The organism is Bifidobacterium santillanense, assembly GCF_018555385.1.
GTDB lineage: Bacteria > Actinomycetota > Actinomycetes > Actinomycetales > Bifidobacteriaceae > Bifidobacterium > Bifidobacterium santillanense.
The window spans coordinates 25764-42055 of record NZ_JAFEJS010000005.1 but is presented as its reverse complement, the minus strand read 5'-3'; the positions used below and the strand labels follow the sequence as shown (position 1 = coordinate 42055).

The 16292-nt window shown below is 68.4% G+C and carries 8 protein-coding genes; 7 read left to right on the top strand and 1 reads right to left on the bottom strand.

The genetic code is table 11. The annotated features are described in order from the left end of the window. Positions 1–43: 43 nt before the first annotated feature. From JS528_RS05875 to JS528_RS05850, 6 genes are all read left to right on the top strand, one after another. Complete coding sequence (locus JS528_RS05875) at positions 44–832, top strand: DUF4191 domain-containing protein (protein ID WP_214358163.1); 789 nt, start codon at positions 44–46, stop codon at positions 830–832. Positions 833–1181: 349 nt separating this feature from the next. Then, positions 1182–2630, top strand: coding sequence for a type I glutamate--ammonia ligase (glnA, locus tag JS528_RS05870; RefSeq protein WP_214358162.1), 1449 nt, complete (start codon positions 1182–1184; stop codon positions 2628–2630). Between the two features lie 303 nt (positions 2631–2933). Further along, on the top strand, positions 2934–3917 hold the full coding sequence (locus JS528_RS05865) for a cation diffusion facilitator family transporter (RefSeq protein WP_240541360.1): 984 nt from the start codon (positions 2934–2936) through the stop codon (positions 3915–3917). 397 nt (positions 3918–4314) lie between these two features. After that, positions 4315–7113 (top strand): NAD-dependent DNA ligase LigA, encoded by a 2799-nt coding sequence (gene ligA / locus JS528_RS05860; protein WP_420838197.1) that lies wholly within the window; start codon positions 4315–4317, stop codon positions 7111–7113. A gap of 111 nt (positions 7114–7224) precedes the next feature. Then, positions 7225–8340 carry an Mrp/NBP35 family ATP-binding protein gene (locus tag JS528_RS05855; protein ID WP_214358160.1) on the top strand — a complete coding sequence of 372 codons (1116 nt, stop codon included), beginning with the start codon at positions 7225–7227 and terminating at the stop codon, positions 8338–8340. Between the two features lie 779 nt (positions 8341–9119). Further along, positions 9120–9962 (top strand): hypothetical protein, encoded by an 843-nt coding sequence (locus tag JS528_RS05850; protein WP_214358284.1) that lies wholly within the window; start codon positions 9120–9122, stop codon positions 9960–9962. A 562-nt stretch (positions 9963–10524) separates the two neighbouring features. Here the strand turns inward: JS528_RS05850 and JS528_RS05845 are convergent. Next, positions 10525–14019 carry a tetratricopeptide repeat protein gene (locus JS528_RS05845; RefSeq protein ID WP_420838196.1) on the bottom strand — a complete coding sequence of 1165 codons (3495 nt, stop codon included), beginning with the start codon at positions 14017–14019 and terminating at the stop codon, positions 10525–10527. A gap of 78 nt (positions 14020–14097) precedes the next feature. On the opposite strand from JS528_RS05845, the gene JS528_RS05840 reads away from it, so the two are divergent. Next, positions 14098–16260: a hypothetical protein gene (locus JS528_RS05840; RefSeq protein ID WP_214358159.1), complete on the top strand. Its 2163-nt coding sequence runs from the start codon at positions 14098–14100 to the stop codon at positions 16258–16260. Positions 16261–16292: the final 32 nt, after the last annotated feature.

Genomic DNA, 16292 nt, shown 5'->3' with positions numbered 1-16292 from the left:
ATATAGGGCCAGTATGCGTAAATCTCGATGCAAGTGAGGGAGCATGGCCGACAAGGACGAGAAGAAGCCCAAGAAGCAGGGGACGATCAAGCAGATCATCCAGATCTTCAAGTACACCTACAAGGACGACAAGCAGCTGCCGTGGCTGTGCGCCGGCGCGATCCTCGCGCCGATCGTCGTGGCCGTGATCATCGGCCTGATCGTCAGGTGGAACTGGCTGAACTGGATCTTCATCATCATCGCCGCCATCATGCTGGGCCTGCTGTTCGGCACGATGGTGCTCACCCGCCGCGCCGACGCGGTCGGCTACAAGCAGCTCGAGGGCCGCCCGGGCGCCGCGATCGGCGTGCTGAGCAACATGAGCAAGGCCGGCTTCACCTTCCCGGAGCAGCCCGTGTGGGTCGATCCGCGCACCAAGGACGCGATCTGGCGCGGCACCGGCTACAACGGCATCTACCTGCTCGGCGAGGGCGACTACGGCCGTGTCAGCCGTCAGATGGACCGTCAGGAGCACGCCATCAAGGGCGTGACCGCCGGTTCCGCCATTCCGGTCTACCGCATCATCGTGGGCAACAACGACCCGCGCCAGACCAAGCTGCGCGACCTGCGCAAGGTCGTCACCAAGCAGAAGAGCTACGTGCCGGTCGAGCACAAGTCGAAGCTGATGGACAAGATCCACCCGCGCCGCCGCTTCATGCTCACCAAGGAGGAGCTCGCCACGCTCAACGACCGTCTGCGCACCCTGCAGCTCAAGAGCGGCTACGGCATCCCGAAGGGCGTGGATCCCAACCGCATGCAGAAGGTCAGCCGTCGCGCGATGCGCGGCAAGTGATCGGCCGGACCCTTCCGACCTCATGCCTCAGGGGCCTCGACGGTGTTTTCCGTCGAGGCCCCTTCGCGTATGCCGGCGTCCCGGTTCCCAGGCCCGGAAACCGGGACGAACCCGCCTCCGACGACCGAACGACAGTCGCCCGTAAGCGAGATCGGCCCGCATCGTCCATAAAGCGGACGGACGCACGGCGCGGACGCGAACGGCGCAAACGCCGAAAATCGCGTCATCGCAACGAAACGACGTCTCGCGTTACCGAGCACGAAACATTCTCGTAACCGAAGTTTCGAGCGGGCGAAACGCATGTTCCTATGCTTTAACCCTGTAAGTTCTCATCAATAAAGGAGCGATCGTGGCAGAGAATAAGATCTTCGCCCATACGCCTGAAGAAGTCGAGGCCCTCATCAACAAGGAAGGCGTCGAGTACGTCTCCGTCCGTTTCACCGACCTTATCGGCGTGCAGCAGCACTTCACCGTCCCGGTCAGCGAGTTCCTGGACAACGCGTTCACCGACGGCATGCCGTTCGATGGTTCCTCCGTGCAGGGCTTCCAGGCCATCAACGAGTCCGACATGAAGCTGGTCCCGGACGTGACCACCGCCTTCGTCGACCCGTTCCGCAAGCACAAGACGCTCGACGTGGCCTTCTCCATCGTCGACCCGCTGACCGACGAGCCGTACTCCCGTGATCCTCGTCAGGTCGCCGGCAAGGCCGAGGCCTACCTGAAGTCCACCGGCATCGCCGACACCGCGTCCTTCGCCCCGGAGGCCGAGTTCTTCATCTTCGACAAGGTGCGTTACGAGAACTCCGCCCAGCGCTCCTTCTACGAGGTCGACTCCATCGAGGCCCCGTGGAACACCGGCGTCGACACCGAAGAGGACGGCACCCCGAACATCGGCTTCAAGAACCGCGTCAAGCGCGGCTACTTCCCGGTCCCGCCGATCGACCACAACCAGGACCTGCGCGACGACATGGTCGCCAACCTGCAGAAGGTCGGCCTGCAGCTCGAGCGCTCCCACCACGAGGTGGCCGGCGCCGGTCAGCAGGAGATCAACTACCGCTTCAACACCCTGCAGCACGCGGGCGACGACCTGATGAAGTACAAGTACGTCGTCCACGAGACCGCCGCCCTCGCCGGCAAGTCCGTGACCTTCATGCCGAAGCCGATCGCCGGCGACAACGGCACCGGCATGCACTGCCACCAGTCCCTGTGGAAGGACGGCAAGCCGCTGTTCTACGATGAGCAGGGCTACGGCGGCCTGTCCGACATCGCCCGTTGGTACATCGGCGGCCTGATCAAGCACTCCTCCGCGGTCGTCGCCTTCACCAACCCGTCGCTGAACTCCTTCCACCGTCTGGTCCCGGGCTTCGAGGCCCCGGTCTCGCTGGTCTACTCGGCCCGCAACCGCTCCGCCGCCATCCGCATCCCGCTGGCCGGCACCTCCCCCGCCTCCAAGCGCATCGAGTTCCGCGCCCCGGATCCGTCCTGCAACCCGTTCCTGGCCTTCTCCGCCCAGATGATGGCCGGCCTCGACGGCATCCTGAACCACATCGAGCCGCCGGCACCGGTCGACAAGGACCTCTACGAGCTGCCGCCGGAGGAGCACGCCAACATCAAGCAGGTCCCGAGCTCCCTCGGCGAGGCGCTGAACGCCCTTGAGGAGGACAACGACTTCCTCACCGCCGGCAACGTCTTCACCCCGGATCTCATCGAGACCTGGATCGACCTCAAGCGCGACGAGATCGATCAGGCCCGTCTGGCCCCGACCCCGCTCGAGTACGAGCTGTACTACCACATCTGATAGTCGGCCCGCCCATCGCGGCGTCACACGGATCAAGCCCCGCTCTCACCGGCGGGGCTTTCCCGTATTCGGGGGGGGGGTGAGCGGACGGACGGAGTCCCGTCCCGACTGCGCCATTTCCCATTCGTCGGACATACATGGCGACGGACCCCGATGGCCACGGGACACGATCCCGCAGCGGACGTTCCCGCCCGCGTTCCCCTGTCCCCTGTCCGGACATCGCTCGGTCCAGACCGGGCCACTACGGATCGTCGTACAATGACGTTCCGGACGTTCCGGACGTTCCGGAAAGAGGAAGCAATCATGTCGTCATCAGCAATCTCCAACACCCAGGCCAAGGCCAAGACGGGCGCCGCGGTCAAGGCCGCGCTGGCCGCCAACATCGGCGTCGCACTCGCGAAGTTCGCGGCCGCCGCGTTCACCGGATCATCGTCCATGTTCTCCGAGTCCGTGCACTCGGTCGCCGACTGCGCCAACGAGCTCGTCCTCATGGTCGGCGACAAGGCGTCCGACCACAAGACCGACGGCGACCACCCGTTCGGACTGCACCGCGTCAAGTACCTCGCCAGCTTCATCGTCGCGACGCTGCTGTTCTTCGTCGGCGGCGTGTTCGCCGTCTCGCAGGCGGTCGGCAAGCTCACCGGACTGGTCGAGGGCACGATGCCGCGCGAGGCCGATTCGCTGGAACTCGTCGCCGCGCTGGTCGTCGTCGGCGTCTCCGCCTGCCTCGAGGGCTACGGCCTGCACACGTCCATGCACGAGGCGCGCGGCCGCATGAAGCGCGTCAAGGTCGAGAGCGATTCGCTCGTCAAGTTCTGGCGGCGCACGAAGTCCGCCGAACTCGCCTCCGTGATGATGGAGGACACGCTCGCCCTGATCGGACTCGCGTTCGCCGGACTCGGCATCGGCCTGTCCATCGCGACCGGCGACGAACTGTACGACGCGATCGGCGGCCTCATGGTCGGCCTCGTGCTGGTGTGCGGCTCGGCGGCGCTCGCGTTCAAGTCCGGATCGCTCCTGATCGGTGAGGACATCGACCCGCGCACGCGCGAGATGCTGGTCGCGGCGGTCGAATCGACCTCCGGCGTCAACCGGCTCATCAACATGCAGGCCATCCACATGGACGAGGATGCGGTGCTGTTGTGCCTCAAAGTCGAGACCGACAAGTTCGACCGCGACTACGACGTGCAGACCGTCGACAAGATCGAGACGAGCATCCGCACCGCCCTGCCCTGGTACGAGTGGGAGATCTACGTCGAGCCCGACATCTGGCGGGCGCAGAAGTAAGCCGTCCGTTACGGCCATGTTCCAGGCGGACAATGACCATCTCCCCTCGGCCGTCGTCCTCACGCGTCTGGGGACGACGGCCGGAAACAGTCTTATCGGCCACGTCGTCCCACTTCCCGTGCGCAGAGAATCGTTCTCAATAACGAACGTGTGAACCTCGACACCACGTCAATCGCACGTGCAAAGTCCCCGGATCGGCCGTATTCCGCCGTTCCGGGGACTTGCCGTTCTGTGCGTTCGTGTGCGCAAGGCTCACACGTTCGTTATTGAGAACCGTTCTCTGCGCGGTCCGACGACGGCGGGACCCACGCGACCGCTATCGGAAACCGTTCTCCGCGCAACCCGACGGGTACAATCGTTGCGGTACGCGCGCTCGGCGCCACGAAAGGCAGGGAACATGACGGACGAACAGCTCGCTTGGGATTTCGACGCGATGGACGGGGCGACGTCGGACGACAAGGACGCCGGGACCGTCGACCCCGTCGCCGACGAGGGCATCGCCCGCCTCGCCCCCGGCAGCGACCGGTGGATCGCGGCGCTGACACCCACCGACGCGGACGCGACCCGGCTCGACCGGCTCGACGTCTCCACCCTGAGCGCCGAGTCCGCGCAGCGCCTGTGGGCCCGCGTCGCCGCGTGGGTCGAATCGGATCAGATCGCCTACTACATCGACGACGCACCGGTCTCGTCCGACGCCGCGTACGACGCGCGCCTGCGCTGCCTGCAGCGTCTCGAGGCCGCGTTCCCCGCGCTCGACAACCCGCAGAGCCCCACGCACCGCGTCGGCGGCACGTTCTCCAACGACTTCGCATCCGTGCGCCATCCGTCGCGCATGATGAGTCTCGACGACGTGTTCTCCATCGAGGAGCTCAGGGACTGGTACGACTCCGTCCTGCGCGACCTCGACTGGCCCGAGGGCAAGCCGCTGCCGATGAGCTGCGAGGTCAAGATCGACGGTCTCGCGCTGAATCTCATCTACAGGAACGGCGTGCTCGAGCAGGGCCTGACGCGCGGCGACGGCGTCACCGGCGAGGACATCACCCTGAACGTGCGCACGATCGGCTCCATCCCCGCGAACCTCGGCGGCGAGAAGGAGGACATCCCCGAGTTCGTCGAGATCCGCGGCGAGGTGTTCATGCGCTGGGACGACTTCCACACGCTCAATGACGAGCAGGAGGACGCCGGCCGCGCGCCGTTCGCGAACCCGCGCAACGCCGCCGCCGGCTCCCTGCGCCAGAAGGACCCGCGCATCACCGCCACGCGGCGCCTGAGCTTCTACGCGCACGGCATCGGCACACTGCGCTGGGGCGCGGGGTCGGCCGGACGCCACGACGTCGTCGACGACCAGTCCGAGGCGTACGCCCTGTATGAGAAATGGGGTGTGCCGGTCTCGTCGCACAACCGCACCGTCACGTCGTTCGACGAGATCCTCGCGATGATCGACTACTACGGCGAGCACCGCGGCGACATCGAGCACGCGCTCGACGGCATCGTCGTCAAGGTCGACGACCTCGCGCTGCAGCGCAGCCTCGGCGCGACCTCGCGCGCGCCGCGCTGGGCCATCGCGTACAAGTACCCGCCCGAGGAGGTCAACACCGAGCTGCTCGACATCACCGTGCAGGTCGGCCGCACCGGACGCGTCACGCCGGTCGCGGTGCTCAAGCCCGTCTACGTGGCCGGTTCGACGGTCGCGCGCACCACGCTGCACAACCCGTTCGAGGTCAAGCGCAAGGGCATCCTGATCGGCGACACGGTCGTCGTGCGCAAGGCCGGCGACGTGATCCCCGAGCTCGTCGGCCCGGTGCTCGAGCGACGCAAGGGTCGCGAGGGCGAGCTGCGCGAGTTCGTCATGCCCGAGCGCTGCCCGTCGTGCGGCGCGAAGCTCGCCCCCGCCAAGGAGGGCGACAAGGACATCCGCTGCCCGAACGTCGAAAGCTGCCCGGCGCAGCTGACCGAGCGCGTCATCTCGCTCGCCTCGCGCAAGGCGTTCGACATCGAGCATCTGGGCGACCAGTCGGCGATCGCCCTGACGAACCCGGAGGAGAACCGTCCGGGCTCGGTCGCGACGTTCGCGCCGAACATCACCGAGATTCTTGTCGCGCCGGGCGAGGAGCCGGAGCCGTACGAGCCGGCCGCCGGACTTACGCTGCCCGAGCCGCAGACGCCGGTCCTGTCCAGCGAGGCGGGACTGTTCGCCCTGACCGCCGCCGACCTCAAGGACGTGCGCGTGTGGCGCGAGGCGCCGATCATCGAGGTGCACGAGACCGTCGGCGCGAACGGACGGAAGAAGAAGGTGCGGCGTCGCGTCGGCGGATCGGGCCTGTGGCATCAGGTGCCGGCGTTCTGGACGGCGCCCGCCACGGCGAGGAAGCTCACCGCCAGGCAGCTGACGGAGCGGGCGAACGCCGCCATCGGGACGGACATCACCGCCGGCGCGCGGGCCGGCAAGGCCGACGCGGCCGATGCGGCGTCGGCCGGCGCGACCGTGACGTCGACGTCGACCGGTCTGACCGCATCGCTCGATCCGTCACGCTACCCGGACTACGATGTGCCTGCCGACGCCGAGATCGTGCGCGTCGAGCACAGGCGCACGCGCGCCGGCGAGACCGACGTGCCGGTGATCATCCGCCCCGGCGAGAACACGCGCAAGATGTTCGACGAGATGGACAAGGCGCGCCACGCCGACCTGTGGCGTGTGCTGGTCGCGCTATCGATCAGGCGTCTCGGCCCGCCGACCGCGCGCCTGATCGCCACGTCGCTGGGCTCGCTCGACGCGATCGCCGCGGCGAGCGTCGACGAGCTCACCGAGATCGACGGCGTCGGACCGGAGATCGCCGAATCGGTCGTGAACTGGTTCGCGGCCGCGCGCGAGCCGGGCGACTGGCGCGGCGAGACGTTGCGCGCCTGGCGCGAGGCCGGCGTGGGTGTGGGCGAGGCCGAGACGAGCAGCCTGCCGCAGACGCTCGCCGGCAAAACCGTCGTCGTCACCGGCTCGCTCGAGGGCTACTCGCGCGACTCCGCCAAGGAGGCGATCATCGCGCGCGGCGGCAAGGCGGCCGGGTCGGTGAGCAAGAAGACCGACTACGTGGTCGTCGGCGCGAACGCGGGATCCAAGGCCGCCAAGGCCGAGGAGCTTGGCATCCCGATGCTCGACGAGGCCCAGTTCGCGACGCTGCTCGAGACCGGCGAGATCTAGCGGGCGAACCCGAGGGAGCCGCCGTCATGATCGTCGCATGAAGGCCGCACCTCTGGCATGCCGCGCGATTGCACGCTAGTGTGTTACGCGGCCAAACAAGGAGGACGATCCATGACAGACAGCAGGCACATCGAAGCCGCCATCTACGAGCGGCTGAGCCGCGTCATCGACCCGGAGCTCGGACGCTCCGTCACCGATCTGGGCATGATCGCGGCGATCGACGCGACGCCCACGGACGAGGGGGGCGACGCGTACGACGTGACCGTGCACGTCGAGCTCACCGTCCCCGGCTGCCCGCTGTCGGAGACGATCACCAACCAGATCAACGGCGCCGTCGCCTCCTATCCGGACGCGACGCTCACCCCGCATATCGAGGTCGGGTCGATGAGCCGCGACAAGCTCGACGACCTCGTCGCCGACCTCAAGGCCGAACGCAAGCAGAACCCGTTCAACAAGCCGGGCATCAAGACGCGCATCTTCGCGATCGCCTCCGGCAAGGGCGGCGTCGGCAAGTCGTCCGTCACCGCCAACCTCGCCGCCACGTTCGCGGCGCTCGGCTACGACACCGCCGCCATCGACGCGGACATCTACGGCTTCTCCCTGCCGCGCCTGTTCGGCGTGCACACGCAGCCGACGAACCTCAACGGCATGCTCATGCCCGTCACCGCATGGGGCGTCAAGCTCATCTCGATCGGCATGTTCGCCGGCGCCGACCGCGCGATCCTGTGGCGCGGCCCCCGCCTGCAGCGTTCGCTCGAGCAGTTCCTGTCCGACGTGTGGTGGGGCGAGCCGGACGTGCTGCTGCTCGACCTCGCGCCCGGCACCGGCGATATGGCGATCTCGGTCGCGCAGGCGCTGCCCAACGCGGAGCTCGTCGTCGTGACGACCCCACAGCCGAGCGCGTCCGACGTGGCCGTGCGTTCGGGACTCGTCGCGCTGCAGGTGCCGATGAAGGTGCGCGGCGTCGTCGAGAACATGAGCTTCTACGAGCACAAGGGCGAGAAGCTGCGCATCTTCGGCGAGGGCGGCGGCGAGCGCGTTTCCCAGCAGCTTTCCGACGCGCTCGGCTACGACGTGCCGCTGATGGCACAGCTGCCGCTCGAGCCCGAGCTGCGCGAGACCGGCGAGGCCGGGCGCCCCGCGGTGCTGGACGCCGACGGCGCGCTGCGGACCGACGGCATCGGTGCCGAGTTCCGCGCGCTCGCCGAGCGGCTGATGGGAGCCTGACGGGGCCGCTCGCCCCTGTCGGCGCGGATGAGGGTCGCCTGTGGTCATTGCTTGCGTGGATGACGGGGTTCGCCCCCTATTGGCGCGGATGGGGGCCGCACCCGTCATCTCCGTGCGCGGAGAGCGGTCCGGGCAACGCGGGGCAGAGGAATCACCCTTAGAACGTCGTCCCCGTGCAAAGAGCATGCTTTCGTCGGTCTTCACGGGAGACCGGTCCTGAATCGTCCCTTTCCGTGCGCAGAGAAGTTTCTCATGCCGCGCTCGTGGTCCGGGTCGGCCTTAAACCGTCTCCCTCGCGCGCAGAGAACGGTTCTCAATAGCGAACGTGTGAGCCCATCGCACATATGCGCACAAAACGGCAAGTCCCCGGAACGGCGGAATACGGCCGATCCGGGGACTTTGCACGTGCGATTGACAGAGTGTCGAGGCTCACACGTTCGCTATTGAGAACGATTCTCTGCGCACGGGGAGCGGGACGATGGGCCGGATGAGGTGATTTTCGCGGTCTGCGGGGCGTAATGGGAGACGTCGAATCTGCCGACAGTCCGTACGTCGATTAAGTTCAACGCCGTCTGCGGAAATCATCTCCGACTTGGGGCGGGCCGATTCCATCCCGAATCGTCCCCGGCTTTCGGATACCGGTCTCGTCGCCCCGATGGTCCGACACGGCGGACGGGAATCCGCCTTATCCACCGGTCCATCAACCACGGACCGCTCATTCCATGCGCACATTGCGACGCAGCCGAAGCGTCGTCTACGGTCGACGCATGGGATCATTCATACGTGAAGGCATCGTCGCCGACAGAAGGATGGAGCGCGAACGCTGCAACGCGGCGGCCCGTCGAACGCACGCACCGTTGCACATCGGTTATCTCAACGCGGTGCGGTACTGGGGCGCGCCGGTTCCCCGCGATTGTTCGCTGGACGCAAGCTCGGTTCACGCCGTCGTCTCCGAGGCGGGCATGCGCAGACGGGTCAAAGGCGTCGTCTTCCACGTCTTCCGCGGCGCAGAGGAGTATCGCAAGGAATCCTACGAATCGTTCTGGGTGTCGTCGCCGGCCATGACATGGGCGCAGATGGCGCCCCATTGCGGTGTGGAGGATCTCGCGGCGATCGGAGCGGCGATGCTGAGCCGCGACACACGCCGCAAGGTCGCCACCCTCGACGAGCTGAAGGGATACGTGGACGCCAGCGCGCGGTTCATCGGACGGAAGAAGTGTCTGGCCGCGTTGCCGTACATCGTGGAGAACACCGACTCCCCGCCGGAGACGCAACTGTTCGGCGCGCTGGCCGACACCGGGGTGGGGCGTCCCACGCCGAATTACAGGGTCGAAATGGGCGACTCATACGTCTTGCTGGACATGGCATATCCCGATTGCAAGGTCGCCTTCGAGTATCAGGGGTACTACCACGGCGGGCCGGATCAGATGCTGAGCGATGCGGCGAGGCTGAACCGGCTGCAGGCGCGCGGCTGGGTGATCGTCTATGTCACCGCGGACAACTTCCGCACCGTGGAGGCGAGACGGACGTTCATGGTGATGGCTCGGACAATCGTGATGCGGCAACGGTATCTGGCGGCGTTCTGCCGCACCTGGCTCGGCGCGGAGAACGGTTCCCGATAGCGGTCGCGCGGGTCCTGCCGTCGTCGGACCGCGCAGAGAACGGTTCTCAATAACGAACATGCGTGCCTTGCGCACACGAACGCACAAAACGGCAAGTCCCCGGAACGGCGGAATACGGCCGATCCGGGGACTTTGCACGTGCGATTGACGTGGTGTCGAGGCTCACACGTTCGTTATTGAGAACCGTTCTCTGCGCGCAGGAAGTGGAACGACGGGGCCGATAAGACCGTTTTCGGCCGTCATCCCACGGGAGTGGGGCAAAAGCGATGACGGGTACGAGGACACCCGCGTCGTCTCCCCGGGAACAAGACGAAAAAGACGGGACCGATCGCCCGATCGACGAAGCGAGGCCGTCTGACCGACCGATAGGCCAGACAATCAGACGGCCAGACAATCAGACGGCCAGACAATCAGATGGTCGGACGGTCAGACGACCAGACGGTCAGACGACCAGACGGTCAGACGGTCGGACGGTCAGATGGTCGGACGGTCAGATGGCCAGACGGTCAGATGGCCGGACGGTCAGATGGCCAGACGACCCGGTGGTCAGATGGTCAGCCGATCAGGCGGTCAGGGAGCGGATGAACTGGGCCTGGACGACGTCGATGCCGCTGTTGTCGTCGTCGACCATGCGGGCGGCGGCGACGGAGAGCGTGCGGGCGGGCACGAACAGGCCCTCGTCGACCGTCAGGCGCGCGGCGTCGCGCACGATGCGCGCCACCTCGGTGTTCGGCCAGACCGGCAGGTCGTGCGCGGCGAGCACCGCGGACGCGTCGGCCACGTTCTCCGGCACGCGGATGCACTGAGAGTCGGCGCGTGCGACGAGCTCCTGCAGCTCGCCCTCCAGCGCGGGGATCTGCCCGGGAGCGATGTGGTCACTCAGGATGTACGCGGCGGCGGCCACGTCGAAATGATCCTGCATCCACTCGTCGTAGGCGAGACGGTAGTAGGCGAACGCGGCGTCGTCGCGGTCGAGCGCGACGTTGAGGGCGTTGAGGCACGCGGCGCGCGCGGAATCCCAGTCCTCGTTGCGCGCCAGCTGCACGGCGAGCTTCAGGTGCGTCAACGGGTAGGCGGGCGCGTAGGCCACCATCGCGTTGAGGTGCTTGAGCGAGTGCGAGGCGCCCTTGACCTGGGCGAGCACGTCCGAGAGCTCCATGTGCGCGTAGAAGAGGTTGTCCGGGATGAGCACCGTGCGCTCGCCGGACGTGGCGAACAGGCGGTTGTAGATCACGCGCTCGGCGTACGAGTTGAAGTAGCGCGGTACGCCGTCGCCCTTCGCGTACAGCGCGTCGATGCGGCCGATCGCCGCCTCGGCGGTCTCGAACGCCTGATCGACCTGTCCGTTGAACAGCAGGTCGCGGGCCTTGAGCCGCTCCTTGTCGAGGTCGTCGGCCATGCGCAGCGCCACGGACGGGGTGTCTCGCCCGTCGATCAGCGCGCTGGTCACGAGCGGCGCCTGCTCCGTGAGCTCGGGGTCGCCGATCATCTCGACGATGCGCATCGCCTCCTGCGCCTTGGCCACGGACGGCATGGAGTCGTCGGAGGCGAGCCGATGGAAGTCGGCGTCGGCGTGCTGCATGAGGTCGACGCGCTGGATGGACAGGCCGGACGCCCGTGTGGTGCCGAGCACGCGCGCGGCGGCGCCGGTGAAAACGCGGTCGGACATCTCCGGCTCCTCCTGCGCGCCGGCCGGGGCGAACCTCGGGTCGCGCAGGTCGAATCCGGCGCTGACGGGCTTGAGCGCACCGCCGTCGACGTCCATCACCGCGTCGAACATGCGGTACGTGTCCATCGGGTGGTCGAGCGAGTCCTGCGCGACGTGGGCGAGGAAGGCCTCGCGCGTGAAGGTGACGGTGGCGAGGTTGCGCACGGTGGGGTTGCGCTTGAGCACGCTCATCGGGTCGTCGGACGGGGTGCGGCCGGCGTCATCGGCGTCCGCATCGCCGACGGCGCCCGGGACGAGGCCGTTCGCGCCGAACTCGTCATCGGCCATGTCGCCGGCGTCGTCGCCCGTGGCCCCTTCCTCGGCGGCGGACGACGGCGAGGCGAACGCGGTCTCGTCGATGTCGATGTCGACGCCCTTCATCAGGTCCTCGAAGCGGCGGTCGAGCGCGTCGTCGTCCTCGCCCTCGACGGCGGACGCCTCGTCGGACGATCCCGGCGCCGACGTGTCGATCGGACGCGACGGCGAGGGCGTGCGGGCCGGATCGCCGTGGAAGTCGCCGTCCTTCGGCTCGGCCTTGCCGCCGTGGACCGCGCCCATGTTGCCGGTGTGCATGCGTTCGAACGCGCTGAGCGCCTCGCTCATCATCTCCTCGATGGCGGAGTCCTGCTCGGCGAGCGCCTCCTCGAGGCCGAGCGAGTCGACGTGCAGCGACACCTCGCGCACGCGGTCGCTCGCGGCGAAGCTCAGCGCGGCCATGATCAGGCCGACGCGCAGGTTGTAGTCGGCGCTCATCTCGGCGCGGGCGCGATCGGAGAGCTTGACCCAGCGGTGCGCGGCCTCGTCGTACCGGCTGGCCGGCATCATCGAGACGCCGGCGGTGGTGAAGCCGACGGCCACGCGTCCGGCGGCGAGGTTGGAGCGGATCTCCACGTCGAAGCGGTACGGCAGACGCAGCTTGCGCACGAGCAGCGCCATGCTCTGGCGGTACGCCCACTCGGAGCCGGTGTCGCCGCCCTCCCCCGCCTTCGCGCCGATCTCGCGCACGATGCGGCGGGCCTGTTCGATGAGCGCGAGCATCGAGTTCGCGTCGCCGTCCACGCCGGGGGCGACCGCGCCGTCGCTGGCCTCGCCGCCGCCGAGCGCGATCAGGGCCGGGTCGTCGAGCAGCTTCAGGTCGATGGTGGCGGCCTGCGCGCGCGTGACGGTCTCCTCGGTGGGCTGCAGTCCGAGGCGCGTGTTGCGCTCCAGCCAGGCGCTCACCTGGGCGAAGCGGTTGAGGTTGCCCTCGATGGCGAGCGCGCGCAGCGCCGGGGCGAGCACGAGCGAGGAGTCCCAGTTGAAGAAGTAGGAGCCGGAGTAGCTGGAAGTGTACAGGTGCAGTGGTTCGGCGCCGTGCACGGCCTCGAGGCCGGGGGCGTCGTCGAGCGCGCCGGCCTCGTGCATGAGCTCGGCGAAGTGGTCCTCGAGTCCGGAGACGCGCATGCCGTGGGCGCGCACGGCGAGCATGTCGCGCACGGAGCGGCGGATCGCGCCCATCGGCGCCTCGCGGTTGAGGCGGCGGAAGATGTTGCCGGCGCCGAAGCCGATCATGAGGCCGCTCATCTGCGGCAGCATGTACGCGGCGAAGAAGCCGATGGCGACGGCGTCGCGGTATTCGAGGTCCTCGCGCATCTCGCGCGGCAGGGCGTAGCGCATCTGCTCGAGGCGGTACCGGCCGTCGCGCCCCGGCGTGCGGCTCCATGCGGCGAGCCAGGTCATGCGGCCGTTGGAGTCACGTCCGACGATGCCGCCGCCGATCGCGCGCCCGCCGTCCGACGCCGCCGGACCGCCGTCGGTCCGGGCCCCGGCGGCGGCTCCGCGAGGCTCCCTGGTGAACATGAAGCGCGGCTCCATGGTCTGCACGTCCATGCCGATCTGCGGCCCGACGAACACGCGACCCTTGCCGTCCGCGTACGCGATCTGCGAGAAGTGGTCTTTGTCGGCGAAGACGCCGAGCGAGAAGCCGTCGCCGGACAGGCCCGGGCCGGACAGCTGCGCCCAACCGAGCGTGAGCTTGCCGGGCACGTCCTCGAAGTCGAGCAGACGGCGCTTGACGAGGGGGCCGAGCCGGCGCGAATGGTCGGCGAGCTCGCGCGCCACGTCGATCTCGTCGGGCGTGGGGCCGCGGCCCGTGTCGGAGGTGTCGGAGGCGGCCCTGTTCATCGCCTCGGCGGCGACCTTGTCGAGGGTGGCGCCGAACGGGTCGACCGATTCCATGGCCGACTCCACGGCGCCGCGGCCGGAGCGCGTCAGGCGCGACGCGAACCGCAACGCCCGGCCCATCGCGCCTTTGAACGGTTCCGGGATCGGCGCGAACGGGAGACTGTGATGCGGCTTGCGTGTTGACATGCCTCACATTCTTTCAACGCAACCAGACATGGGGGGCGGGCGTGACGCCTAGAGAATAACTGCCTATAGAATGATGGGGTGTCTCATCTCTCCCGCCCCCTCCCCCGTCTCTCGCACGCCCTGGGCCGCCATCGTCGCGCGGTCGCGGCCGTGCTGGCCGCGGTGCTGGCCGTCCTGCTGCTCGAATGCGTCGCCTTCAACCTGCCGTTCTGGCGCACGCTCGGCGCGAGCATGGATTCGGCCGCATACGAGAACACGCTGGGACCGGGCCTGACGCGCACGGACACGGGTCAGCTGCGCATCACCGATCCGACCGGCGCGTGGCTCGAGGTCGAGGCGGACGGCACCTCCGGCTTCGCACGCATCGACACGTTGACGCCGAAGCAGGATTCGCTGCGCGTCATCCATCTGCGGCCCTCGGTCGACGGCGACGAGGCGGCCTCGCGCACGGTCTCGCCGCTGTCCGCGCGATCGCTGTTCCTGCCCGTGCACGGCGCGGGCACGCTGCGCGTGTGGATCGAGGAGGCGAAGGGGTCGGTCGTGCCGATCGAGGCGGTGCGCGCGAACGTGCGCGTCCCGTTCTCGTTCGATCCGCTGCGCGTCGCGCTGATGGCGGGCGCGCTGCTGCTGGCCGCCGCGCTGGGGCCGTGGTCGAGGCTGTGGCGGATCGAGCTGGACCCGTCGAGCCGCGCGCAGCGATGGGGGTTCGTCGCGCTGCTCGCGCCGTTCGCCGTGTTCGCGGCGACGAACATCGCATGGCAGGTGATCTACGCGGGGCCGCTGGTCTTCCACACGGCGGGCGGGTACACCTACGACTTCGAACAGTACGGGCGGCTGGCCGACTCGCTGCTCGAGGGGCATGCGTGGCTCGACCTCGACGTGCCGCGGGAGCTCGCGTCGGCGGCCAACCCATACGACGTGACGACGCGCGAACGGCTGCTCGCCGACGGTGTGACCCCGATCTACTGGGATCACGCGCTGTACGGCGGGCACTGGTACACGTACTTCGGCGTGCTGCCGGCGGTGGCCGTCTTCGTTCCCTACCGGCTGGTGACCGGCCGGATGCTGCCGAGCGGCGCGGCGATGCATCTGCTCATGTTCCTCGCGCTGCTGTGCACCTGGCTGCTGGTGGTGCGCCTGGTCAAACGGCTCGCCCCGCGCGCGTCGGTGGCGGCCGCGCTGATCGCGATGGCCTTCGTGCCGCTGGCCGCGAACTACGGCTACCTGTTCTACCGCACGAATTTCTATTCGGTGCCGTTCGCCGCCTCGCTCGCGCTCACGACGCTGGGACTATGGCTGTGGGTCGGCGCGCAGACCGCCAAACGCCCGCTCAACCCGGCCGACCGATGGCAGGTGGGATCGGCGCCGGCGCTCTCCCTGCCACGCCTCGCTCTGGGCGCGCTGTGCATCGCGGCGAACTTCGGGTGCCGCCCCACGTTCTGTCTGGCCGCGCTGCTCGGCTTCCCGCTGTTCTGGCCGCAGATCCGCGCGCTCGCCGCGGGGCTCGCCGCCGGTCAGGTGCCGTGGCGCAAGGCGCTGCGTGCGCCGGGGGTGGTGGTCGCGGCCGCGCTCGTGCCGCTCGTGCCGCTCATGGCGTACAACCATGCACGCTTCGGCTCGCCGTTCGACTTCGGCACCGCCTACCAGATGACCGTCACGGACATGACGCGATTCCGCGAGCCGCTCGCCGACATGCCGGCGATGATCGGCTACTACCTGTTCCTGCCGCTGCGGTTCATGGGCTCGTTCCCCTGGCTGTCGCTCTCCCCGACGCCGCTGTCCTCGTGGTCGTACACCGAACCGATGGTCGGCGGCCTGTTCGCGATGTGCCCGCTGCTGCTGTCCGCGTTCGCGCTGCCGTTCCTCACCGGACGGCGGCGCATCCACGGCCCCGTGCCGTCGCGCACGCCGTTCCTTCTCGGCGCGCTCGCGCTCGCCCTGGCGCTGGTCGTGTTCGACACGGCGAACGCCGGGCTCGGCTGGCGGTACATGTGCGACTTCGGGTGGCTGTTCGCGCTGGCGGCGCTGCCGGGGCTGCTGCGCGCGACGGGCGGCAGCGGCGACGCGGCCCGTCCGGGCCGGGCCCGCGTGCGCGCCCTGGCACGGCTGGCGGTGGCGGCGCTGCTCATGTTCTCGCTGCTCGTCGGCCTGCTCGCCTGCTTCACGATCGGCCGTCAGGACGCGATGATCGCGGGCGACCCGAGGATGTTCCACGACGTGGCCTCCTGGTTCCTGGCATAGACGCGCTCCCAGCGAACATCCAGCGGACACGG